Here is a 23,388-nt window from a genome sequence, read left to right as displayed (position 1 = left end):
ATTAGTTTTTAAATCACTAAAACCTCATGGTGTATGGGTTTAAAGCCCTTTAAATAAGCTTAAAAGTTTTCTATATATGCTGGATATTTAGATACTTTTCGAAGTGATACTGACAAAAAAGCCCCATTAAGGGGCTTAAAGATATAGGGGGGAAAGATTAATGAACGGAAGAAAATAAACTTGGCTGCAAAGCTGAGTCGATAATAGGGTTATGGGCTTCTACTTGAGAGCTTGAGTTTGCATCTTCAATAACCACGCCCAATGCTCTAGCACTTTTAGCAACAATCTGAAGACGACGACTATCACGTGCATCTAACGATTGAGTCCAACAGAGCACAGCGCTAGAGGTGCCACTTGTTAGTGCTTTTTCCATTGCCCAGAGTGTTTCCACTTCATCTTTTGCATGTACTAGCAGTACGCGGTTCATTCTAACACCAGCTTCTGCCAACATCTTCTTATAGCCTATATTCGGTGGGCTGATTAAGACTATCCACTGTCCCTGCTGGCTTAATGTGGCAAGCTGTGAACTCACCTGTTTTAACTCTTCACGCCCCTGTGTAGAGCTGGTTACTGTAGAGATAGTACTGCTTTGTAGCTGGCTGGAGTAGTGAGTCTGATGATCTATCCAAAGTCCAGGATGTCTTGGGCCATTGCCGATTAATGTGTTCATTGCCAATCTCCATTGCGAATAACACCGACAGCCAATCCTTCAATACTTAGGCTTTGGTTAGTTAGATCAACGACTATAGGACTGTAATCTTCATTTTCTGCATGAAGGTAAACAGTACTGCCTTTTTTCTCGAAGCGTTTAACTGTGACATCATCTTCAACACGGGCAACGACGACCTGACCGTTTCTTGCTTGCTCAGCCTTATGAACAGCCAGAAGATCTCCTTCGAGAATACCGATATCTTTCATGCTGTCGCCACGTACCCTAAGTAGAAAGTCGGCACTTGGGTGGAACATATTTGGATCAACTTGATAATGCTGCTCAACATGCTCTTGAGCTAGGATAGGCTCCCCAGCTGCAACTTGGCCTATCAAAGGTAAACCTTGCTCTTCAAGCTCCTCTGTTTGAGCTAACCTAATACCACGAGATGTACCGGGAATGATCTCAATACAGCCTTTTTTAGCTAGGGCTTTTAGGTGTTCCTCAGCAGCGTTGGCGCTTTTAAAACCTAAACGTTTAGCAATTTCTGCACGGGTTGGTGGCATGCCTGTTTCGGCAATATTGCATTTAATTAGTTCAAGAATTTCAGCTTGTCGTGGTGTTAAAGGTCTCATTATCAATCCTGTCTTTCTATACAGTAACTGTCAGTATATACAGTATTTTGACCAGTGCAAGTATTAACCAAGTTTTATCTGTTTTTCTTATCTGTATTATTTAAGGTCAGATTTTAACTCGGATATGTGCGCTTATCTAAGGCCTGAGCTAATTTGGTGGAATTATCCAAAATCTGGTACTCTATGCAGTTATTAAATTAAACACACTGCATAAGAATAATGTCCAAACAAGACTCCCTTTGGTTTAAATCACTGCGCTGGCTTCAGAAAAAGTTGGTGCATACTATTGTTGTGCCACAAGAACCCTTTAAGGATCTCAATTTAGACCCTGAAAAACCGCTCGTTTATGTGATGAAGACTGAATCTCTCAGTGACATTGCAGCTCTTAGTGAGATCACAGGGGAGCTTGGTTTACCTAGCCCTTATGAGTCATTAGAGGTTGAAGGGCGGTCAACGCCCAGAGTGGTATGCCTAGAAGGGGCAAAGCCTCTTATGGGGAAAAGGGAGAGTAATGAGTTCTTCCTGAGCAGCTTTATGGATCTGCTAAAGGCACATAAAGAGAGCCCTGAGCTCGATATTCAACTGGTCCCTGTGAGTCTCTATTGGGGGAGAACGCCAGGTAAAGAGGATGACACGATGAAAGCCGCTGTGCTTGAGCGTGAGAACCCCACCTGGTTGCGTAAGTGTTTGATGATTCTATTTTTAGGTCGACATAACTTTGTCCAATTCTCTAATTCGGTCTCGATACGTTATATGGCCGATGAGCATGGCACCGATAAGCGTATTGCGCATAAACTTGCCCGCGTAGCCCGAGTGCACTTTAGTCGTCAGCGAAAGGTGATGACAGGTCCAGTTTTACCTAAGAGACAGGCGCTTTTTCATGCCTTGATTAACTCAGAAAGCTTAAGAAAAGCGATTCAGGAAGAGGCAACCAGCAAGAAGATTTCAGAGGTTGAAGCCAGAGCGAAGGCGATGGAATATCTCGATGAGATTGCTGCGGATTATTCCGATAGCTTAGTGCGTATTGCCGAACGTTTCCTTACTTGGTTGTGGAATAAGCTCTACAAAGGTATCAATATTAAGGGAGCTGAACAGATCCGCCAGCTACACCATGATGGCCATGAGATCATCTATGTGCCTTGCCACAGAAGCCATATGGATTATCTGCTGCTCTCCTATATTCTTTATTACCAAGGCATGGTTCCGCCTCACATTGCAGCGGGGATCAACCTGAATTTCTGGCCAGCGGGCCCTATGTTCCGTCGCGGTGGTGCCTTCTTTATCCGCCGTAGTTTCAGAGGTAATAAACTGTATACAGCAGTTTTCCGCGAATATCTGGATCAACTTTTCACTAAAGGTTACTCGGTTGAGTACTTCACCGAAGGTGGACGTTCAAGAACCGGACGCCTATTGGCACCTAAAACCGGTATGATCGCGATGACACTTAACAGTGTACTACGTGGAATGGAGCGCCCAGTAACGCTGGTTCCTGTCTACCTTGGTTATGATCATGTGATGGAAGTGGCGACTTACCATAAAGAATTAAGCGGTAAGAAGAAAAAGAAAGAGTCGGTTTGGCAGGTTTTTGGTGCTTTGCGTAAGCTAGGAAACTTTGGTCAAGGTTATGTGAACTTTGGTAAACCTATCACCTTGCATAGTTTTCTAAATGAGCAGGTGCCTGATTGGCGTGAGGAGATCGCGAGCGATCCTGAGCAGAAACCAACTTGGTTGACCCCTGTGGTTAACACCCTAGCAAATCAAGTTATGACCAATATCAATGACGCTGCGGCGGTGAGTTCAGTCACCCTGACTAGCTTAGTTCTGTTGGCATCTGAGCAAAATGCCCTTGAGAGAACTCAGCTTGAGAAGCAGCTAGATCTCTATCTTAAGTTGCTAAAAGATCTGCCTTATACCTCATACACATCTGTAGTAGAAGGTGACGGTAAGCAACTAGTTACTCAAGGTTTAGAGCTGAAAAAGCTACAGCTAGATAGCGATCCACTTGGCGATATCGTCTCCATTGATGAGAGTATCTCCATTGCTATGACCTATTACCGTAATAACATTATTCATTTAATGATTATTCCTTCACTGGTTGCTAGCTGTTTGACTCAACATGAGCGGATCACCAGAGATGAGATCAAAGCGATCATCGCCGATTTCTATCCTCTGCTTGAAGCTGAACTGTTTATGGGGGTTGAAGATACCGATAAGTTAGTCGAGCAGATATTAGATCTGTTTATTGAGCAGCAGTTGATCCGTGAAGATACTGGTTTCAGTGTGGTTGAAACCAGTATTAATCAGCTGTTACTGCTTGCTGGCACTGTGAGTGAGACGTTGCAGCGTTACGCCATCATCTTTAATCTGTTAGCTGATTTTCCAGAGATGGAGCGTTCAGATCTCGAGGCCGAAAGTCATAAACTGGCGAAGCGTTTAGGTGCCCTTCATGGTATCACCGCACCTGAGTTCTATGATAAGAACCTCTATAGAACCTTGAGTGTGAAGCTTAAAGATCTTGGTTACCTCAAAGATAACGGTAATAAAGCCGACGTTGAGAGAGTTCGTGCGTCAGCCAATGGCTTATTAAGGTCTTCTGTTAGGCAGACCATAGTCGATAGTGTTGCTGCGGAGCGCTCTGCTTGAGAATTAACAGTGAGTATGGGGCTGTAAATCGGCCTCATCATCTTGAAAGCGGTTTTATTAAATTGGCAATCATTGGCCATAGTTTAGATTTGGAGAGATAGGGTTATATGGCCAATCATATGAATGCAGCCAAAGATAAGGCTGCGGGCAAGTCTCTGCTTGGCGGAGCGATGATAGTTGCGGGTACAGCGGTTGGTGCAGGAATGTTTTCCCTGCCAGTTGTCGGCGCAGGTATGTGGTTTAGCTATTCAATTCTAATGATGTTAGGTGTCTGGTTCTGTATGCTGGTTTCCGGCTTACTACTACTTGAAACTAACCTTCATTTTGAGCCAGGCTCGAGTTTCGATACCTTGACGCGTGAAACTTTAGGCCAGTTTTGGCGAATAGTGAACGGTTTATCTATCGCCTTTGTTCTCTATATCTTAGCCTACGCCTATATCAGTGGCGGTGGCTCTGTCGTTAACCACAGCCTGCAAGTGTCAGGTATCGAGCTGCCTCAGAGTCTTGCTGGTTTAGTTTTCGCATTAGGTTTGGCGTTTATTGTTTTTATCAGCACTAAGGCTGTGGATAGGATCACCACGATCATGCTCGGCGGTATGATCATCACCTTCTTCCTTGCAATCGGCGATCTGTTGATCGATATCGATACAGTGAAGCTGTTTGCACCTAATGGGGAGGACACTTATCTACCCTACATGCTAGCAGCATTGCCCTTTGGTCTTGTGAGCTTTGGCTATCACGGTAATGTACCGAGTCTGGTCAAATATTACGGCAAAAAGCCTAATACTATCATCAAGGCGATACTGATAGGTACCCTGATCGCATTTGTTATCTATGTTTGCTGGTTAGTGGCTACCATGGGGAATATTGCTCGAGGTGACTTCGTTAATATTATCGCCCAAGGCGGCAATATGGGGGTTCTGGTTGCGGCTCTATCTGATGTGATGAGCAGTAGCTGGTTAACTACCATGTTAACGATTTTTGCAAACCTAGCCGTTGCTTCTTCATTCCTAGGGGTTACCTTAGGTTTGTTTGATTTTCTAGCCGATCTTTTTGGCTTCGATGAATCGAGAGGTGGACGTTTTAAAACGGCTGCGGTGACCTTTCTACCGCCAACTGTGCTTGGGCTACTTTTTCCGAATGGATTCTTGGTTGCCATAGGTTTTGCTGCACTTGCGGCAACAGTTTGGACTGCGGTTGTTCCAGCTATGATGGTGTACAAGATTAGAAAGAAGTTTCCTAATTCGACCGGTTTTAAAGTACCTGGCGGTAATGCGGTGATTGTCATCGTGATGTTGTTTGGTGTTATTACCGGAGCTTGTCATCTTTTGGCTATGGCGGATCTACTTCCTGTGTACGGCTAATACCAAGTTTAACCTTAAGCCTTAATTTGGAGCCCTCATTATTGAGGGCTTTTTTATTTCTGTATGGTTTGCTGGTTTAACTTATCTAGGTATTGCTGTGGAGTACACCTTCTCAATCGCTTAAAAGCTCGGCTAAAACTCTGTTGATTAGCATAACCTAACAAACTGGCAATCTCCTCTACCTCTTTACCGTCCAGCATATATTTAATTGCCTGATTACTTAGAATATAGTTACTTATAGTCGAGAAGGTGAGACCTAAATGCTGTAAACGTCGTTGTAGCTGCTGTTCGGAGATATTAAAAAGCTTAGCGACTGCTTTTACCTTTGGTAGACCATAAAAACGTGAGTAGTTGATCATCTCAAATAGCACTTTAGGTGCGTCATGGGGTTGAGGCATGTTGAGGTATTTCTCAAACAGGGATCTTGGTAAGGTGACGGGAGCATTAAATTCCTGAGCTGGGATCACTGAGTGAACCATCTCCTCAATATCAAACCAGATCTCTGTTTGCGCTGCATTCCAAACTACCGGAGAGCCAAATAGCTTTGACACTTGTTCATGACCTATTGCTGAACCACTGAGTTGTACCCGAATTGGCCGATAATCTTTGCCTAGAAAGTGTCGCTGAGCATTGAGTAAGGTGATAGCCACCCTGAGGGAGTCCAGACTCTTTTGTTGCTTGAAGACGTAGGGATTTTTATAACACCATTTCATGATCTTAGCCGATTGGCTGACATAGTAACTGGCTCCGGAGTGTAGACTGACGACTCCGTAATTGATCCTGCGTATGCTCATCGCCACATCTGGAGTGGCGAGTGGATCAATTCCACTGATCTCTAACCTATTAAAATGCAGATACTCGCTGAGTTTAACCATATAGCAAGGGTCTTGGCTAAGCTCTGCAAGCTGAGTTAACCAGTGGCCGACTTGAGTAAATGGGATTAGGGCCATAGGTTCCTGCATAAGTGCTTCTGGAATATGTAGATCTTGATAACCGATCCCAAATATCTGCTCCATACCATCAAATACAGGCTTTAAATAACAAACTCGAATAAATGAAGTGTTAAATTTCATAGGGTTTTGATTCGCTAGTTGAGGGCTAATTAAATCATTAATGACGCAAAATTGATATGATTAGCCTGTATCTATTGCTCGTATATGGATAAAGGCCAGACAATATACTTTTTAGTTTATAGGAGGCCATTCTACATGAGTTTACTCGGTATGCCGTTTGTCGATACGGGCGCTGATACTGCGCTCCATGTTGTTGCCTTGGTTGTGATGGTCGCCACAGTCTCTGCTGTTGCTGTCGGTTTTTGGAAGATACATGAGATGCCTATCAATAAGGCGCACAAAGAGGAGCACCATCAAATAGGACTCATTACTGCGCTCACATGGATTGGGTTTGTGTGGCATTGGGTGTGGGTGTTAGCCGTATTCGTTGCGTTTGTCGATGGTGAGAAAGCACTAAGAAAGTTAAGAGATATCTGGCATGAACAACCGGAAAACTTAAAACAGCAAGTGGTAGAAACTCCTCAGTCAGATAGAGAGGTTGTGAACAATGCTTGAAGGTTTGGCTGTTTGGGCTCTATTTATCTACCTACTTCGTTTAGTTGGGATGCCGTGGAATAAATTTTCTAAGGCGTTTGCCTATATCGGTGGTGGAGGTTGGTTGCTATTTGTTTGGGTCGGCCTACTTAACTTTACCCCCATGGATCTCTCAGGTGGTTCACTGGTTCAATCTCCCCATATTCAACTGCGTCCCGCATCGACTCAGATTAAAGGCTCAGTCAAACATATCTATGTCGAGCCGAATCAACGTATTGAGAAGGGGCAGCTTGTGTACGAGCTTGATGATGAGCCCTATCAAATTGCGTTAAATAAGGCCAAGGTGGATCTCAATGCCGCTGAGGTTGCATTAAAGCTTGCCAATGAAGATGTGAAGCTTGCTATGAAGCAGCATCAGAGTGTCTTGGCTGATACTAAGATTAGCCAGAGCCAGGTTTTGGCTGCACAGAAAGATCTTAGCTGGAAGGAGAAAACCCTGACTCGCTATGTTGAGCAGAATAGAGTTGTGCCAGATACTATCACTAAGAGCCAGCTGGACGAGCAACAAACTGCTGTCGCTTTAGCTCAATCTCAGCTAGCAAGTTATCTTGCCAGTGTTGAAAAAGCGACGTTTGCAGAGCATAAAGCGGGACTTGAGATTGAGAAGGCGCACCTAGCCGTTGCCAGTCGCCAATCGGATCTCGCTAGCCAAGCTGAAACATTAGCAAAGGCACAATGGGATCTGGACAGCACTAAGGTTTATGCCCCAGCAGATGGGTATTTGACTAACTTTATTATGCGAGAGGGGCAGTTTGTCGGCCTTGCTCCACGTATTGCGATGTACACAGATGAGAAGTATGTCTTGATGCGGGTTAATCATCAGGCGATACGTAATGTCAAAGTAGGCCAAAGTGCAGAGTTCGCCTCTGCTGTTTATCCCGGTAAGGTGTTTCGTGCTCAAGTTGAAGGAATTGTCGAGGCAACAGGTGAAGCTCAGGGAAGCTTGTTAGCTCGTGATGATAATGTACGCCAAACGACGGGACAGAACCTTAATAATAAACATCACTTTGTCCGGTTGAAGTTGGAGGAGGGGGAGTATGATCTTCCCGTTGGTGCTGTTGGGTTAGCTTGGATATCAGCAGAGAAGCCAACTGCACTGCTGAGTTTTCTCGATGTGATCCGCGGCATTATTATCCGAATGAAGTCACAGATATACTACTTTTATTCAATCTAAGATATAGCCCAACCTTAAGACCGCAGGGTTGGGCTTTTTGTTGGTGTTTGTTGAGGGTTATTTCGATAGTTGATTACGCCCTTTCTTCTTTGCACGATAGAGGGCCAGATCGGCATTTTTCATCGTTTGCTCGAAACTTTCACGATGTTGATGGTCGGCTACTCCGATGGAGATGGTGACATTAACGACTCGTTTGCTGTTGCTTTCTTGAGCTTTATTGCGTTTGGCCTTTGTTTGTTTCTTACGCTTCTCATCTCGCAGTACGATGTCATACTCCTCTATCTCTTTGCGCACCTCCTCTAGGTGGGGCAGTACCGATGAGAGATCTTTGCGGGAGAAAACAATCGTGAACTCCTCGCCGCCATACCTAAACGCCTTACCCCCTCCAGTTACCTCTGCAATCTTACTAGCGACTAACTTCAATACTTGATCGCCAACATCATGACCATAGGTGTCGTTAAACTTTTTAAAGTGATCGATATCCAGCATGGCAACTGAGTATTTTCGCCCTAAAGAGAGCACCAGATTATAGAGTGCTCGCCGAGAGGCTAAGCCTGTTAACTCATCACGGTAGGCTAGAAAATAGGAGTCGGCCAATACTGTTAGCAGATAGATGATGGCCAACATTGAGAGAGATACAGCACTTGGGAGATAGTTCGGCAGTAAAAAGTTCACTCCCCATAGGATCAAGGTTATGACGATAGCGGTACTGACGAGATTTGATAACCAAAGCCCGCGCAGAAATACCAGTAGCACACATAGGGAGAGTAAGATTAATGTGCGGATCTCCATAGTGAAAAATTCGGGGAGGTAGAGTTTAAAATCATTATTGAAATATGCATTGGCCCACTGCCAGCCAAATGCAGCGCTGAAGCTGAGTATAATGCCTAAAGTACGTATCAGACTATGAGGAGATAAGAGGCCTCTATCCTTAATGAAAGCAAACCAAGTGATAGTGAAAACGCCGCCAAGTAGAAGCTGCTCTGAATAGTCATTTAGCCCCTCAATAGTAAATTGAGCGGAGCTGGTAAATAGGTAATAGGCCAGCAATAGAGCTGCAAGGTAGGCTAAACGGCTACGGTTAAACTGAATCGCTATTACTATGCTAATGGATAGCAGCCAAAAAGGGAGGAGCGTTATTGTTTCTTGCCAAGCATTTAAGCGAGGTTGAGAAAATTGAAAGATAGCCAGCGACAGGCCAGTGACAAGAAGTGGCAGAAATAGGAAACGACATCTGTGGTAAAAAGCCGACAAAACAAACCTCAATAATTAATCTGGCTAATAGATGACTCTGTTAGGGAAGTTATCTAGCAACCGAAAATCGACGCCGAATTAGAGTTTAATTTAGATGTAACCTTAGTTAAAAAGTAGGTTACCTGATGCAATACCATATACAGAATTTGATGATTTGGGTACGTTTTTATCGCTCGAGACTGCTTGTGATTGAGCTTGGGGGAAAATGTGAGCCTAGTTTTTAATGTTTAGTTTTTAGTTTTCTATTTCAGGTTTCATGGTATCCGCAACAATATGTATTACTATGATCCATGCCTGCCTAACTTCATCTGTGTATTCGTTGCCTAATCCTGTTTTTAGGGTGTAAAGCAGCGCATTACCCACAGGAGTAAAATGACTCTTTTTGACCCCATAAGCGTTATGTCGCTGAGCAAGCTGTTGCAGAACCGGGACTAAAGTGTTGAGATCATCTAAGCCATCAACGGCGGCTTTTAACATGGCGATGAGTTTACGCCCCTGCACTTTGATGTTGTTCCTAAACAGAGGCTTTAAAGAGGGATCTATCTTAAACAGTGAGTCATAAAAAAGATCTGCAGCCTGTTCAGAGATAGGTTCAACTAAGCTAAACGAGTGTTGAACCAGCTGAATTTGCCTTTGTGTCAGTGCCATGCTCTATCCTCAGTTCAAGACCTAATTTATCTAAAATCTAGCAAGTGAGAGAGATTGTTAGGTTTGTCATTAAGCCTGCTTTTAATATGTTCACTATCGCGAATTATTTTCCTTATCTCATTTAGCATAGACAGAAAACCTAAAACAAGCTTAACTAAATACATTAAAACACACATATTTTATAACGACAGGAACCATTTCGTTGAGGATAGAGCAATGAAGGTAAATCAATACGTTCATGGGCAACCTTGCTGGGTTGAGCTTGCAAGTCGTGACGCCCATGCCGGCAAACAATTTTATAGCACTCTCTTTGGTTGGAAGGTGCAAGATATGCCAATCCCCAATGGGGTCTACTCTATGCTTGCCCTTGAGGTTGAGGGAGAGTGTTCAGATATTGGTGCTGCTTACCAGATGCCTGAAGCTATGTCAGAGCAAGGTGCACCAACTACCTGGACAGTCTATTTTGCTGTCGATAATGTCGATGCGACTGTGGCTGCAGTGATCTCAAATGGTGGCAACTTAGAGTTAGGCCCTCATGATGTAGGCACGGCTGGGCGAATGGCTCTGTTAAGCGATCCAGAAGGGGCTCGTTTTGCTATTTGGCAAGCCGGTGATCATATTGGTGCTAAACGTAACGGTGAAGATGGCAGCTTATGTTGGGTGGAGCTGGCGAGCCGAGATAGTCAGGATGCTAAGGCATTTTATACCTCCTCACTGGGGTGGGATTCTCGTCAAGATTCAATGCCAGACTTTACCTATACTGAGTGGCTGGTCGAAGATGTCCCCTTTGGCGGTATGATGGAGATGACCGAAGAGTGGGGAGAGATGCCTGCCCATTGGATGCTCTATTTTGCCGTTGAGGATTGCGATAAAACAGTAGAGGTGGCGACAGGCCTAGGGGCCAAAATTTGTGTTCCTCCAACCAATATACCTGAGGTGGGGCGTTTTAGTGTAATTAGCGATCCTCAAGGTGGCTTCTTTTCTGTGATAACGCTTAATTCAAAAAGCTAATCATTAATCTCAGCCCAATGAAAAACGCCTGCTCATGTGAGCAGGTGTTTTATAACCTATTTGCTAGTCTTTCTTCAGTTTGCGAGAATAGATAAGCAGATAAAGTGCAGGTAGTACAAACAGTGACAACAGTGGTGCTGTGACCATACCACCAACCATAGGTGCTGCTATCTTCTGCATCACATCGTTGCCCGACCCCGCTCCCCACATGATGGGTAGGAGTCCGAAGAAGATGGTCGCGACTGTCATCGCTTTAGGACGGATCCGCATCACAGCACCCTCAATGAGGGCCTCTTTGAGATCGCTGACAGCCTCATAACCACCGCTCTCTTTTCTATGTTTAATCGCATTATTGAGATAGACCAGCATCACAACCCCAAACTCTGCGGCAACACCGGCTAGCGCTATCATACCCACAGCAACTGCAACCGACATATTGAACTCTAAGAGGTAGAGAAGCCAGGTACTGCCCACTAAAGCGAATGGCAAACTTAGCATGATAATAGTCGCCTGCAGCGTTGAGCCAAAGGTGAGCATCAGTAGGATAAAGATCACTCCTAGTGCCATAGGGATCACCTTCTGTAACTTGGCATCTACCCGCTGCATATACTCATATTGGCCAGCAAAAACGTAGCTATATCTTGGTGGCACGACAAGCTCATTATCCAGTGCGTCTTTTGCTTGCTCGATATACTCACCAATCGAGGTGCCCTCTATATCGACAAAGACCCATGAGATTAGTCGACCATTTTCGCTTTTCAGCATGGGCGCACCGTCTGTGATTTCGATATCTGCCAGATTTCGCAGCGGTAAGTAGTGCCCTGTCTTAGTTATTACAGGTAACTCTCTGAGCTTCTCGATATTATCCCTTAACTCCCGCGGATAGCGTAGATTAATGGGGTAACGTTCAGCGCCTTGAACTGACTCTCCTATATCCATACCGCCTATGGCATAACGCACCACATCTTGAATATCGGTTAGGGTCATATCGTAGCGAGAAGCCACATCTAACTTAGGTGTGATATCGATATAGCGTCCACCGCCAACACGTTCAGCATAGGCTGATTTGGTATTCGGGAGCTTGCTTAAAACCGCTTCGATATTGGTGCCTATCTTCTGCAGTTCATCAACATCGGCCCCGGTGATCTTAATGCCGACTGGGGTTTTTATTCCTGTAGAGAGCATATCGATACGAGTTTTAATGGGCTGCACCCAAGCATTGGTCAGCCCCGGTACTTTCACGGTTTGCTGCAGCTGCTCTATGATATCGTTAAGCTCAAACCCTTCGCGCCACTCATCCCGTGGTTTCAGCATGATGGTGGTTTCCAGCATAGTTAACGGCGCTGGATCTGTGGCTGTTTCTGCGCGGCCGACTTTACCAAAAACACGTTTAACCTCAGGAACCGTTTTGATTAAACGATCGGTTTGCTGCAGAATTTCAGCCGCTTTACTGGCACTGATCCCTGGTAAAGCCGTTGGCATATAGAGCAGATCCCCCTCCTCAAGTTCAGGCATAAACTCACTGCCGATATTACTTAGCGGGTACCAGGCGCTCATTAAGGCTACTAAGGCGACAACCAGTGTCATCTTAGGAAACCTCAATACCAATGTGAGCGAAGGCTTATAGATGGCAATCAAAAAGCGGCTAATTGGGTTACTGCTCTCTTTTGGTATTTTCCCCTTAATAAAGAACCCCATAAGAATAGGCACTAAGGTGATTGAAAGCACTGCAGCCGCAGCCATTGCAAATGTTTTAGTGTAAGCGAGTGGGCTAAACAGGCGACCCTCTTGAGCTTCAAGTGCAAACACGGGCACAAAGCTGAGAGTAATAATCACAAGGGAGAAGAAGAGGGCGGGTCCCACCTCAATAGAAGCCTCAGAAACAATTTTCCAGTGCTCAATATTATTAGGGGAACGATTATTCTCCTCTCTAAAGTGCTCCAGATGCTTATGCATGTTTTCAATCATCACAATTGCACCGTCGACCACGGCGCCGATGGCAATCGCGATGCCACCTAAGCTCATGATGTTGGCATTCACTCCCATCTTATTCATCACAATAAAGGCGATAAGGATGGCTAAAGGAAGTGTGATCACTGCGACTAAGGTTGAGCGTGCATGCAAAAGGAAGAGCAAGCAGACTAAACCGACAACAAACATCTCTTCGATGACCTTGTTGAAAAGGTTTTCGACAGAACTCTCGATCAATTGAGAGCGGTCATAGGTCGGGATGATCTCGACCCCTTCCGGCAGACCAGATTTTAGTTGTTCAAGCTTACTCTTGACAGCTTCTATCGTTGCTAACGCATTCTCGCCGTAGCGCATCACTATGATGCCGCCCACGACCTCTCCCTCACCATCGAGCTCGGCAATACCTCGTCGTGATGCGGGACCTTTACGTATGGTAGCAACATCTTTGAGTAACAAGCCAGTTCCAGATGGGCTGGTTATCCCGAGTGGGATCTCTCTGAAATCGTCTAAGGTTTGACGGTACCCTTTGGCTCGCACCATGTACTCAGCTTCAGCCATCTCTATCACGGAGCCGCCAGCTTCAGTGTTGGATTTGGCGATGGCATTTTTTATGGATGCGATATCAAGTTTATAGATAGCTAGTTTATCTGGCTCTATCACTATCTGGTAGGTTTGCTCCATGCCACCAACGGTAGCAACCTCAGAAACCCCTGCGACACTTTGTAGTTCAAGTTTGAGGTACCAATCCTGCAGACTTTTGAGTTGTGAAAGGTCTAAGTTACCTGAGCGGTCGACAAGAGCATACTCAAATATCCAGCCAACACCAGATGCATCAGGACCTAAAGAAGGTTGTACCCCTTGAGGGAGTCGGCTGCTGACTTGATTGAGATACTCTAATACTCGGGAGCGAGCCCAATAGATATCAGTGCCATCCTCAAAGATGACATAGACATAGGAGTCGCCGAAGAAGGAGTAACCGCGAACGGTCTTGGCTCCCGGCACCGCGAGCATGGCAGTTGATAACGGGTAGGTGACTTGTTCCTCAACCAGTTTAGGTGCTTGGCCAGGGAAAGGGGTCTTGATGATCACCTGCACATCCGAGAGATCGGGCAGGGCATCAAGTGGAGTGTTTCTTAACTCCTGTATGCCCCAAACAGTGATCATTATGGTGATAATTAACACCATAAATCGCTGTTTAATTGAGGCTTCAATGATTTTCTTAAGCATAATAATCTCGCCTCCTAGTGCTGGTGGCCGCTGCTAAGGCGCATTAAGCTGCCTTTTAGGCTGGCTTCTGAATCGAGCAGGAACTGACCAGAGGTCACGACACGCTCATTTTCGGCAAGCCCCTCTTTTATCTCCGCTTTCCCTTGACTTAACATGCCAACAGTCACTTTGCGGGCGGTAAAGCTATTGTCTTCGAGTTTAACGATGACACGATTCTCTTTGCCGGTTTGGATCAGCGCCTCTTGAGGAATGACAAGCACATCTTCATTCGGACCACCGAAGATCCCGATTTTAGCTAGAGTATTGGGTCTGAGCTCAATATCAGCGTTTGATACCACGATACGAACCCTTAAGCTTCGGGTGACGGGATCAAGTTCGGGGTAGATGTAGTCAATCTCACCTTCAATATCTTTAATTCCCATCGCTGGGACGGAGATCTCCGCTTTTTGTCCAACGGCTAACCAGCTCTGCTCATTTTCAAACACGTCGGCAATAACCCAAACTTTAGAAAGGTCGACGACTGACATGACTTCGGTGGCGGGCTGGATATACATGCCATCTCTGACATTTAATGCCTTTACTATGCCATCACTCTTGGCGTAAAAAGGAACCCGGTATTGGGTTTTTTTCGATTTTGCTAAGGCTTTTATCTGATAAGGTTGAAAACCGAGAAGCTCCAATCTGAGCCCAGCTTTTCTGACGAGATCTTGATAATTTGCATCTTTGCCTGCTCGTTTGACGGTATCCTGAGCAAGCAGGAAATCATCCTGTGCGTTGATAAGCTCGGGGGAGTAGATCTCATAGAGAAGCTGACCTTTGGTTATCTTGTCACCGACAGAGGTGATAGTTAGCTTCTCAATCCAGCCATTGACACGTGCATGTATATGATTGATCTGGCTCTCATCGTAATCGACCTGACCTACGGTTTGAACAAACTTCCATAGGGTATCTTTCTCGACTCGCGCAACTTTTAGGGCGAGCGCCTGCTGCATGCCACCGGATACATCTATCTGTATATCTTTACTGCTGCCTCCTACCTCAACTTTTTCTAAGTTCATGCCACAGATAGGACACGTCCCTGGTACATCGCTGATGATATGAGCATGCATAGGGCAGACATACTTGATACTGCCACCATCGTTTAGTGAAGCAGGCTCTGCCGCATTAAATACAGCACCTGCTGGAGTGCTTGCTGCTTGGTGTGAGTGCCCTGCGTGTTCATCTGTAGGCATGGAGCTCATATCGTGACCTGAGTGATCCATTTCACCTTTTTCCTCCTCCTCTTCATCTTCGACAAGGAACATGTTGCAGATGGAGCAGCGACTGCCTGCTTCATGGCTGGTTTCATCAGGGTGCATAGGGCAGACGTAGGTTTTCTGCTCCATGGCTAAGTGATCATCATATGACCCCTTCTCTTCTTCCTCCTCTGCTTCCACAAGGAACATATTACAGATAGAGCAGCGACTGCCTGCTTCATGGCTGGTTTCATCAGGGTGCATAGGGCAGACGTAGGTTTTCTGCTCCATGGCTAAGTGATCATCATGTGACCCCTTCTCCTCTTCCTCCTCTGCTTCCACAAGGAACATATTGCAGATAGAGCAGCGGCTGCCCGCTTCATGACTAGTTTCATTAGGATGCATAGGACACACATAAGCCGCTGTGCCATGACTGTGATCATGAACTGCATGTTTTGTCTCAGGCGCCGTTTGCGCTAGTAACGATTGAGAGTGGGCTAGCTGCGGAGTAACCACCATAAATAGGCTCAGCAGATAGGCCAGTTTGTTGCGTTTATTGTTCATATCTAATTGACTCATAATGCCTCATCTCCAGCCTAAATTAGTGCTTGTGGTGACCCGCTGACTTGCTGTCTGCTTTTGCCTGCATAGGTTCTAAGTTCATACCGCATTTAGGGCAAGTGTCACCCTCTTTTCCGGTGATCGATGAGTTCATGGGGCATGCATGGGTATGAGCAGCTTTGTCATGCTTATGCTCATGAGCTTTATGCTTTGGGCAAGAAGCACAATTTTTATGTTGCTCTGAGCTAGCTTGTACTTTTGTGAGGTTCATGCCGCATTTTGGACAAGTATCTCCTTGCTTTCCTGCGACTTCTGGATGCATAGGGCAGGCGTGATCTGCTTCCATCTGATGGTGTTGGTTATCTGCTTTATGTTGTGAATGCTCATGAGCAGTGGCCAAGGGCGCTGCAGAGATTAAGATAAAGGCCGATAAAATAAGACTTAAAAGGGTTTTCATTGAATAACTCCGTCTTGACCCTTGCGTTCGTCTTCACCCTTAAGCGGTTGCCTGAGGTATGAGAGCTATTTAAGAGCAAGGGCTAATACTGTTCGGTATTATGCCAATCACAATAGATAATTTAATGAACTGAATATCCGTATAATCTGAATAGCATACGGTTTACTGAGTTCATCAATATTATCAATTAGATTGATAAAATAATAATTAAAAATATAGCGTTTCAGTCGATGTGACTGTGGAAATCAAGGGGCGTAAAGCCACCTAAACTATGCTATTGGAGGTCTAATATCTTGAGGCAAAGATATAGAGTGGAAATGAGGCATTTGAGTGGCCATAACGAACTCAGAGGGACTAAATCCTGACCAAGATTTAGAACTGAATAGAGTGCCTGTCATTGAGATAACAAGACAATGATTGCAATCACCTTTACATAAACCCTCACCGTCACAGCAGCTTTGAGCAGCGCCGGGAAGCATAGTTTGCTCAAGTTCACAGCAGTGGGATGGTGTGATTTTTTGCTCAGTGTGGCAAGTGTCTCCATTTTTCATGCTCATCATCTGGCCATGGTGTGCACCTGACATCATGACTTCATGCGTTGGTGACATACCTATCATAGAGCCACTAGCAAATACCCCTTGGCTCAACATCGCGAGCAGGGTAAAGACTAATAGTGTATGACGGCGCAGAAACGTAAACATAAAGCTTCCAATAATGAGTTATGACCAGTTTATCACGAGTTTTAAGAAGTACATCGACAGAATTCACATTTTTTACTTAATATTAAGTGCTTGCGTATTATCTATCGATGTACTGGCTATTAACCTATTGCTCATTTAGACAAAGTTGTAGAAGCCAGTTAAAACCGGCTTCTTATTAAGTTTACTGCTTAGCGAATAGGAGCTTAGCCATAAGCTGGTGGTGGGTTAGCAGAGTGACCTCTTTCTCTTTTCCCACAGTATTTGTCAGAGTGAGTACTGGGTTATCAATAAAGTCGTAAGCTTCCTCCTCAGTGTCAATCTTTGGCGTAAAGGCTCGATATTGATCTTGGTTATCTGCGGTCATTAACAGATACAGAGGCTGAGACTTTACCCAGGCACCTGAGTCATCGGCATTGGCTTCGAAGATATCATAGTATTTAAGCTCAATAAGGTTATCGCCTTTAGTAAGCTCTATCTGATGATTACTGAATTGACTCTTACCATTTACCCCTGTGACATCTATCGATTCAGGGAATGAAACGCTCGCAGCAAGCGAGGTGAAACTAGCAAAAGTTAAGGCTACAGCTGTCATTAATGTTTTCATGTGGAACTCCATTTAGAACTCGCTTTAGACATATAAAAGTTGTAAGGCGGCCTTGTAGTGGGATCATTAAGTCAGCTAACAATATATGGACGACTTAAACTGACACCGTTGGCTATTCTCTGCCTAAAGCTAAAAATATTTAAAAATTGATTTTTGTGCGCAACTCACCACAGTGACAGCGCTAAATTGATATAGGTGTAGCTATACCGTTCTAATTGGAGGGGGATTGAAAGGGGCGGGTTCAGCTGTTTGTGTTGACCAGAAACCTGTTTGAATCGGTCCACTGGATTCAGGTGATAGAAGAGAGATGTGAGCTTGAATTAAGATCCCTGTTGCACTGGAACAGTGTGAAATACACTCTCCAACACCCATCATTTCACATAGAGCATCACAATCTATGCTGATATCTAAATTGCTAGATTTTTTGATGTTAACCATAGTACTGCAGCTTTGCTCACTGTCAGGGCTATTCGTTAACGTAAGTGTTTGTAGGGGGGGGAACTCACTTTGTAACTGTGTTGCTAGTATCTCAGTGTTTATATCTGAATTATGCTCCATAGCATTCATCTGAGTATGACTATATGTATGCAATAGACGCGGCATAGCCATCGCTGGTGTCAGCAAAAATTGCCCCACCAGAGAGATGATTAATACCAAATGTGCTAATTGCTTCGACATATTTTTCCGTCTTTAACTCTTACGTGAATGTATGACTACCTAACCCTTAGTGATAATAGACCTAAGTGGTTCAGAAAAAGTTTCACGTTAAGTGAAAAAATTTAATTTTGAATAAATAAAGTTGTGTTTGAGAGGTGAAAGAGGTCTAAAAATAGCTAAAAAAAGATTAAAACATTTCTATATCAAAGCATTAAGGCTATAACCTTGCGAATTTTAGGGTGTTGGTTTAACTTTAGCGATTGTGAATATAAATTGAACAGAGCGCTAATTTCTATATTTATCAAAATAGAGTTAGAGCTAGGTCTCATTTTGTACTATTGCAGCCAGATTAATGAGCAAGTTCTGGTTTATAATTTGGACTTAAAGAGATGAAGTAAAATAAGTTTCAATAAAATAATTCAAAATCTGGAGATGAGTGATGAACTTACGGGCACTGTTTAAGCCAAGCGCAAAATATTCGATATTCGCCCTGTTAGTGGTCGGTATTGTTGTTGGTGTCGTTGGCTATTTTGCTACACAACAAACTTTACATGCGACAAGTACAGATGAGTTCTGTATGAGCTGTCACAGCAACCACTCTTTGAAAGATGAAGTGCTTGCATCCGCTCATGGCGGAGGAAGCTCTGGTGTGACGGTACAATGTCAAGATTGTCACCTGCCACATAACCCAGTTAAATACCTAGTTAAGAAGATCATCGTATCTAAAGATCTATATGGTTACTTAACAATTGACGGTTTTAATACTCAAGAGTGGTTAGATGAAAACCGTAAAGAGCAAGCAGATCTTGCACTTAAGTACTTTAAAGATACCGATTCTGCTAACTGTCAGCACTGTCACACTCGTATCTATGAAAATCAGCCTGAAACGATGAAGAAGATGGCGAAGAGAATGCACGAGCGTAACTTCCAGAAAGAGCCTGACAAGCGTAAGACCTGTGTCGACTGTCATAAAGGCGTTGCACACGTATATCCAAAAGGCTAAGTATCTTGATACTTGTCTAGACTAAGCCATTTGCAGTTTAGTTAACTTTAAAAGCCTCGCTATCTAGCGGGGCTTTTCTGTGCCTGGAACACTTATGCTGCTCGCCACGGACGGTTTACGAGCAGTGTTTGCATACGGATGTGGTTATCCCCGAACACCATGGACGGTGTAGGAGTGGATTTGTGCATGGATTTCTTGAGCTAAGCATTTTTGGTAGATGGCTAAATAGATCTAATATGTCTACCTATAGAAATAATTTATTCATACGTTGCAATCGTTTGAATTAGAAACTTCAAGTTTAACTTTTAAGCCCTCTGTTTTAATAGGTTTTCCATCTTTAGACTCCGCTGGTAAATAGAGCCACTTTGAAATTGTATTGATGGCATCGGCTTCAAAGCCACCTTCAGGGCTTACATCAATCACTTTTATATCTTCTGTTCTGCCTTTTCGATTTACAGAGAAGGATAAAAGCACCCAACCTGGTGATATTGCTTCAGGTGCTACCTTATATATTGAAAAAGGCTCACTAAGATCTGAGCGGTTTAATCTATCGTTTACAGTCTCTCCAGGGTATCTTGGCCTTGGTATTTCTGTTTTAGATACCAGTTGCTCATGCATAAGATCTTGCATGGAGGTCGTTGCGTTGAGTTTGCTCTTTGGCTCTTTATAAAGTTGAGGGAAGCTTTTTTGGTGCCATTGAGAAAAGTATCTTTCTGCAGCCTCAGGAGTTTCAAAAGCTAGAGTTGTTAACTGACTTGTTTGCTCTTTGTTTTCTAGCATTCGGTGGGCTATATATAACTCTTTTGTGATGCGAGGGTCATTGTCAATTTTGACTAAATTTGTCCATATCTCACTGGAGCTTACTACTTGTTCATAATTTCCTCTTTGCAGGCTGACTTGCATCATATCAAGGGCACCGAGTTGCGCACTATATGATGCGACAAGCATCGAATCAATAGCAGTAAAAACTCTGGTAGATCGTAATATCGTATTCGCTTCAATAAAATCACAACTATTAAATCGATTGATTGCTGCCACGACTTTTTGAGAGACACTAGGAGTATAATTCGGTTTAGCAATGTACTCTACTTGGTAGCATCTTCCTGATTTCGTTTTTAAGTCTGCGACGGTTGATTTACACCCTGATAACGCAACGGCTAATAAGAAAATAGCTAATATTTTGACCACGTGTTTTCTTCCTTGAACAGCTTTTTCATAAAATTTCAGATAATAGGAATAGATTAAATTGAATAAGAAATAAATCAAGTCAGCCATTATTAATCAATAACATAATGGCCCTGCTGTCGATGTTCAATGCTCTAGATTGCACGAAAGCTGATTGAATCCTTTAAAGCAGGCTTTGAGGCTGATATTTGATTGAAAGTAGCGACTTTCAGTGGTGAAATGATGAGTTGCCACTTGATCTGCGACACCAGTGTCCATTACTGGTGTCAGAGTCAATGTGTATGTGGTTAAAACTTAGCTCTTTTCTATCACTTCTCTTCTATAGGCGAGTAGGCTAAATACGCCGAAGGCGAAGACGTTGAGGTAATCACTGTGGTTTAAGGGTAATAGTGTTTTAAATAGACGATGAAAGATCAGTGTTTGTATGCCGTGCATCACTAATGTCAGTAGCAGTAAGGTATTAAGTATCAAAGATATCTCACCGTTAAATGGCATCACTAGGTTATAACCCATCATACACCAGGCTAAAATGGTAATGGCTTTGCCTGTGGTCACAATAAATTTCATATTTTTCTCATCAATGTTGGTAAACTCATAAGTGATGCTAGCCTGCTTAATCGTACCTCGTACCTCGTACCTCGTACCTTAAGCTTAAGGCTGATATTGATACAACCTGTAGATCACCTGCCCAGCTCTCTTCTCTTTAAGTTGAACCCAGTCCCTAGGCACGTTTAAATGAACGAGCTCGCTTTCTGTTTCCACATAGATCTGTGCATTCTCTTTAAGCCAGCTGTTTTGCGCGAGCAGTGTGATGGTCTTCTCAGCCAGCTCTTTTCTAAACGGAGGATCGATATAGACGATATCGAACGCCTCTGTAGGCGCAACTGTAAGTAAGGCTAGTGTGTCACCTTTGATCACCTCGGCCACATCTGATGAGCATTTTAGGGTGTTAAGGTTCTCTTTTAACTGTTGGGCGGCACTTGCTTGTAGCTCAAAAACCTTAGCGTAGCTTGCATAGCGGGAGAGAGATTCAAGACAAAGTGCGCCACTGCCACCAAAACAGTCTAAAATACGGGCGCCGACAAGATCACCCGCTAACCAGTTAAATAGGGTCTCTCGGACACGATCTGTGGTCGGTCTAAGACCTTCAAGATCTTGGATCGGTAAACGTCTTGAACGCCATTGTCCTGAAATGATCCGAACTTGACCGCTAGAGGGGCGATTTTTAGCCATCTTAATCCTGCTTATTTAAATATGCTGGTAAATTGTACTGTGATTTTGCCTGAAGAAAGAAAGTGCTAGACTGTCTCGCTTTGCTTAAGCCCTCCATTTTAACTCAAAGAAATTTTAAATGGTGCATTCCTGTGGTTTAAAGCGAAAAATCGGTGGTTTTGCTGCATATTTGCATCCATGTTTTGGTTATAATGTGCCCCAAATTAAATGAATGGGTGACTGTTATCAGTCCTCCATTTGAAATGAAAGCTAGTTGAGTATCGGTATCACACATGGCAAAGAAAGGTTTTTTCTCCTGGTTTCGTAAAGATAAGTCACAAGATGAAGTGCAAACTCAGGAAGTTGAGAGTGTAACGGAGTCTCAAGAGCAGGCACGTATCGACGCGAAAGCAGCAGAGCAGGCGCGTGTCGAAGCGGCAGAGCAGGCGCGTATTGAAGCGGAAGCGGCAGAGCAGGCGCGTATTGAAGCGGAAGCGGCAGAGCAGGCGCGTATTGAAGCGGAAGCGGCAGAGCAGGCGCGTATTGAAGCTGAAGCGGTAGAGCAGGCGCGCAATGATGCGGAAGCGGCAGAGCAGGCTGAAGTTGTTACCGAGGAGCGTCAACCTGAGCCTCAGGAAAAGCCGGCGAAAGAGGGCTTTTTTGCTCGTCTTAAACGTGGGCTTAAGCGGACCAGTGAGAATATCGGTAGTGGCTTTATCGGCTTGTTTAAGGGCAAGAAGATCGATGATGATCTGTTCGAGGAGTTAGAGGAGCAGCTGTTGATCGCCGATGTGGGCGTTGAAACCACGACTCGTTTGATTAGCAGCCTAACAGAGCAAGCGAGCCGTAAGCAGCTTAAAGATGGTGAAGCTCTGTATGAGCTGCTTCGTGAAGAGATGCAAAAAACCTTAGAGCCAGTCTCTATCCCACTTGTGCCTGAAAACGCAGATGGTCCATTTGTTATCTTGATGGTGGGCGTGAACGGTGTAGGTAAAACCACCACAATCGGTAAGTTGGCTAAACAGTATCAGGCTCAAGGTAAATCAGTTATGTTAGCGGCAGGGGACACTTTCCGCGCCGCTGCAGTTGAACAGCTACAAGTATGGGGACAGAGAAATGATATCCCTGTTGTGGCTCAGCATACCGGTGCCGACAGTGCGTCTGTGCTATTTGATGCGCTTCAAGCCGCTCGCGCTCGTAATGTGGATGTATTGATTGCCGATACCGCAGGTCGATTGCAGAATAAATCTCACTTGATGGACGAGCTTAAAAAAGTTGTTCGTGTGATGAAGAAGCAAGATGAGAATGCCCCTCACGAGGTGATGTTAACCTTAGATGCGAGCACAGGTCAGAATGCTATTAGTCAGGCCGAGTTGTTTAAGCAAGCAGTAGGAGTGACAGGTATCACCATCAGTAAATTGGATGGTACTGCGAAAGGTGGTGTTATTTTCGCAATAGCTGATAAGTTTGGTATTCCTATTCGTCATATTGGTGTCGGTGAACAGATTGACGATCTGCGTACTTTCGATGCTAAAGACTTTATTGATGCGCTATTCACACAAGAAGCCGACGAGAAAAAGTAGTTCATAT

21 protein-coding genes are annotated in these 23,388 nt (G+C 44.3%); 7 read left to right on the top strand and 14 right to left on the bottom strand.

The annotated features are described in order from the left end of the window. Positions 1 to 157: 157 nt before the first annotated feature. Positions 158 to 670: a SulA-like leucine-rich domain-containing protein gene (locus K0625_RS16855; protein WP_220110760.1), complete on the bottom strand. Its 513-nt coding sequence runs from the start codon at positions 668 to 670 to the stop codon at positions 158 to 160. Next, complete coding sequence (gene lexA / locus K0625_RS16850; protein ID WP_012322830.1) at positions 667 to 1,284, bottom strand: transcriptional repressor LexA; 618 nt, start codon at positions 1,282 to 1,284, stop codon at positions 667 to 669. The genes K0625_RS16855 and lexA overlap by 4 nt, the downstream gene beginning before the upstream one ends. A gap of 219 nt (positions 1,285 to 1,503) precedes the next feature. Here lexA and plsB point away from each other — a divergent pair, with 219 nt between their 5' ends. Further along, positions 1,504 to 3,927: a glycerol-3-phosphate 1-O-acyltransferase PlsB gene (plsB, locus tag K0625_RS16845; protein ID WP_220110759.1), complete on the top strand. Its 2,424-nt coding sequence runs from the start codon at positions 1,504 to 1,506 to the stop codon at positions 3,925 to 3,927. A 107-nt stretch (positions 3,928 to 4,034) separates the two neighbouring features. Then, positions 4,035 to 5,291: a tryptophan permease gene (mtr, locus tag K0625_RS16840; RefSeq protein WP_220110758.1), complete on the top strand. Its 1,257-nt coding sequence runs from the start codon at positions 4,035 to 4,037 to the stop codon at positions 5,289 to 5,291. 53 nt (positions 5,292 to 5,344) lie between these two features. On the opposite strand, the gene K0625_RS16835 is transcribed toward mtr, so the two are convergent. After that, the gene (locus tag K0625_RS16835; protein WP_220110757.1) at positions 5,345 to 6,364 is read right to left on the bottom strand and encodes an AraC family transcriptional regulator; all 1,020 of its coding nucleotides are present in this window, start codon (positions 6,362 to 6,364) and stop codon (positions 5,345 to 5,347) included. Positions 6,365 to 6,499: 135 nt separating this feature from the next. Between K0625_RS16835 and K0625_RS16830 the strand changes: the two genes are divergently transcribed. Together K0625_RS16830 and K0625_RS16825 are read left to right on the top strand one after the other, a co-directional pair. Next, on the top strand, positions 6,500 to 6,859 hold the full coding sequence (locus tag K0625_RS16830; protein ID WP_220110756.1) for an MFS transporter: 360 nt from the start codon (positions 6,500 to 6,502) through the stop codon (positions 6,857 to 6,859). Further along, positions 6,852 to 8,072 carry an HlyD family secretion protein gene (locus K0625_RS16825; protein ID WP_220110755.1) on the top strand — a complete coding sequence of 407 codons (1,221 nt, stop codon included), beginning with the start codon at positions 6,852 to 6,854 and terminating at the stop codon, positions 8,070 to 8,072. Before K0625_RS16830 ends, K0625_RS16825 begins: the two co-directional genes overlap by 8 nt. 57 nt (positions 8,073 to 8,129) lie before the next feature. On the opposite strand, the gene K0625_RS16820 is transcribed toward K0625_RS16825, so the two are convergent. Both K0625_RS16820 and K0625_RS16815 read right to left on the bottom strand, forming a co-directional pair. After that, positions 8,130 to 9,326, bottom strand: coding sequence for a GGDEF domain-containing protein (locus K0625_RS16820; protein ID WP_220110754.1), 1,197 nt, complete (start codon positions 9,324 to 9,326; stop codon positions 8,130 to 8,132). Between the two features lie 234 nt (positions 9,327 to 9,560). Then, the gene (locus K0625_RS16815; RefSeq protein ID WP_220110753.1) at positions 9,561 to 9,974 is read right to left on the bottom strand and encodes a globin family protein; all 414 of its coding nucleotides are present in this window, start codon (positions 9,972 to 9,974) and stop codon (positions 9,561 to 9,563) included. Positions 9,975 to 10,190: 216 nt separating this feature from the next. Between K0625_RS16815 and K0625_RS16810 the strand changes: the two genes are divergently transcribed. Further along, positions 10,191 to 10,985 (top strand): VOC family protein, encoded by a 795-nt coding sequence (locus K0625_RS16810; protein ID WP_220110752.1) that lies wholly within the window; start codon positions 10,191 to 10,193, stop codon positions 10,983 to 10,985. Between the two features lie 63 nt (positions 10,986 to 11,048). On the opposite strand, the gene K0625_RS16805 is transcribed toward K0625_RS16810, so the two are convergent. The 6 genes from K0625_RS16805 to K0625_RS16780 form a co-directional block, all read right to left on the bottom strand. Next, complete coding sequence (locus tag K0625_RS16805; RefSeq protein ID WP_220110751.1) at positions 11,049 to 14,183, bottom strand: efflux RND transporter permease subunit; 3,135 nt, start codon at positions 14,181 to 14,183, stop codon at positions 11,049 to 11,051. A gap of 14 nt (positions 14,184 to 14,197) precedes the next feature. After that, a complete protein-coding gene (locus K0625_RS16800) occupies positions 14,198 to 15,997 on the bottom strand; it encodes an efflux RND transporter periplasmic adaptor subunit (RefSeq protein ID WP_220110750.1) in 1,800 nt (599 codons plus the stop codon). 22 nt (positions 15,998 to 16,019) lie between these two features. Next, positions 16,020 to 16,436 carry a heavy metal-binding domain-containing protein gene (locus K0625_RS16795; protein ID WP_220110749.1) on the bottom strand — a complete coding sequence of 139 codons (417 nt, stop codon included), beginning with the start codon at positions 16,434 to 16,436 and terminating at the stop codon, positions 16,020 to 16,022. Positions 16,437 to 16,705: 269 nt separating this feature from the next. After that, entirely contained in the window at positions 16,706 to 17,137 is a 432-nt protein-coding gene (locus tag K0625_RS16790; protein ID WP_220110748.1) for a hypothetical protein, read from the bottom strand. A 181-nt stretch (positions 17,138 to 17,318) separates the two neighbouring features. Next, positions 17,319 to 17,741, bottom strand: coding sequence for a DUF2057 family protein (locus K0625_RS16785; RefSeq protein WP_220110747.1), 423 nt, complete (start codon positions 17,739 to 17,741; stop codon positions 17,319 to 17,321). Positions 17,742 to 17,942: 201 nt separating this feature from the next. Then, positions 17,943 to 18,419: a hypothetical protein gene (locus tag K0625_RS16780; RefSeq protein WP_220110746.1), complete on the bottom strand. Its 477-nt coding sequence runs from the start codon at positions 18,417 to 18,419 to the stop codon at positions 17,943 to 17,945. A gap of 418 nt (positions 18,420 to 18,837) precedes the next feature. Here K0625_RS16780 and K0625_RS16775 point away from each other — a divergent pair, with 418 nt between their 5' ends. Beyond that, a complete protein-coding gene (locus K0625_RS16775) occupies positions 18,838 to 19,401 on the top strand; it encodes a NapC/NirT family cytochrome c (protein WP_065188753.1) in 564 nt (187 codons plus the stop codon). Positions 19,402 to 19,662: 261 nt separating this feature from the next. On the opposite strand, the gene K0625_RS16770 is transcribed toward K0625_RS16775, so the two are convergent. The 3 genes from K0625_RS16770 to rsmD all read right to left on the bottom strand — a co-directional run bounded on the left by K0625_RS16770 (position 19,663) and on the right by rsmD (position 21,819). Beyond that, positions 19,663 to 20,676, bottom strand: coding sequence for an energy transducer TonB (locus K0625_RS16770; RefSeq protein ID WP_220110745.1), 1,014 nt, complete (start codon positions 20,674 to 20,676; stop codon positions 19,663 to 19,665). A 204-nt stretch (positions 20,677 to 20,880) separates the two neighbouring features. Next, positions 20,881 to 21,153 (bottom strand): DUF1145 domain-containing protein, encoded by a 273-nt coding sequence (locus K0625_RS16765; protein WP_220110744.1) that lies wholly within the window; start codon positions 21,151 to 21,153, stop codon positions 20,881 to 20,883. A gap of 84 nt (positions 21,154 to 21,237) precedes the next feature. Continuing rightward, positions 21,238 to 21,819: a 16S rRNA (guanine(966)-N(2))-methyltransferase RsmD gene (gene rsmD, locus K0625_RS16760; RefSeq protein ID WP_220110743.1), complete on the bottom strand. Its 582-nt coding sequence runs from the start codon at positions 21,817 to 21,819 to the stop codon at positions 21,238 to 21,240. Positions 21,820 to 22,091: 272 nt separating this feature from the next. On the opposite strand from rsmD, the gene ftsY reads away from it, so the two are divergent. Beyond that, complete coding sequence (ftsY, locus tag K0625_RS16755) at positions 22,092 to 23,381, top strand: signal recognition particle-docking protein FtsY (RefSeq protein ID WP_220110742.1); 1,290 nt, start codon at positions 22,092 to 22,094, stop codon at positions 23,379 to 23,381. Positions 23,382 to 23,388: the final 7 nt, after the last annotated feature.

It is taken from the genome of Shewanella nanhaiensis (assembly GCF_019457885.1).
GTDB classification, from domain to species: Bacteria; Pseudomonadota; Gammaproteobacteria; order Enterobacterales; family Shewanellaceae; genus Shewanella; species Shewanella nanhaiensis.
This window is presented reverse-complemented; position numbering and strand designations above follow the sequence as displayed.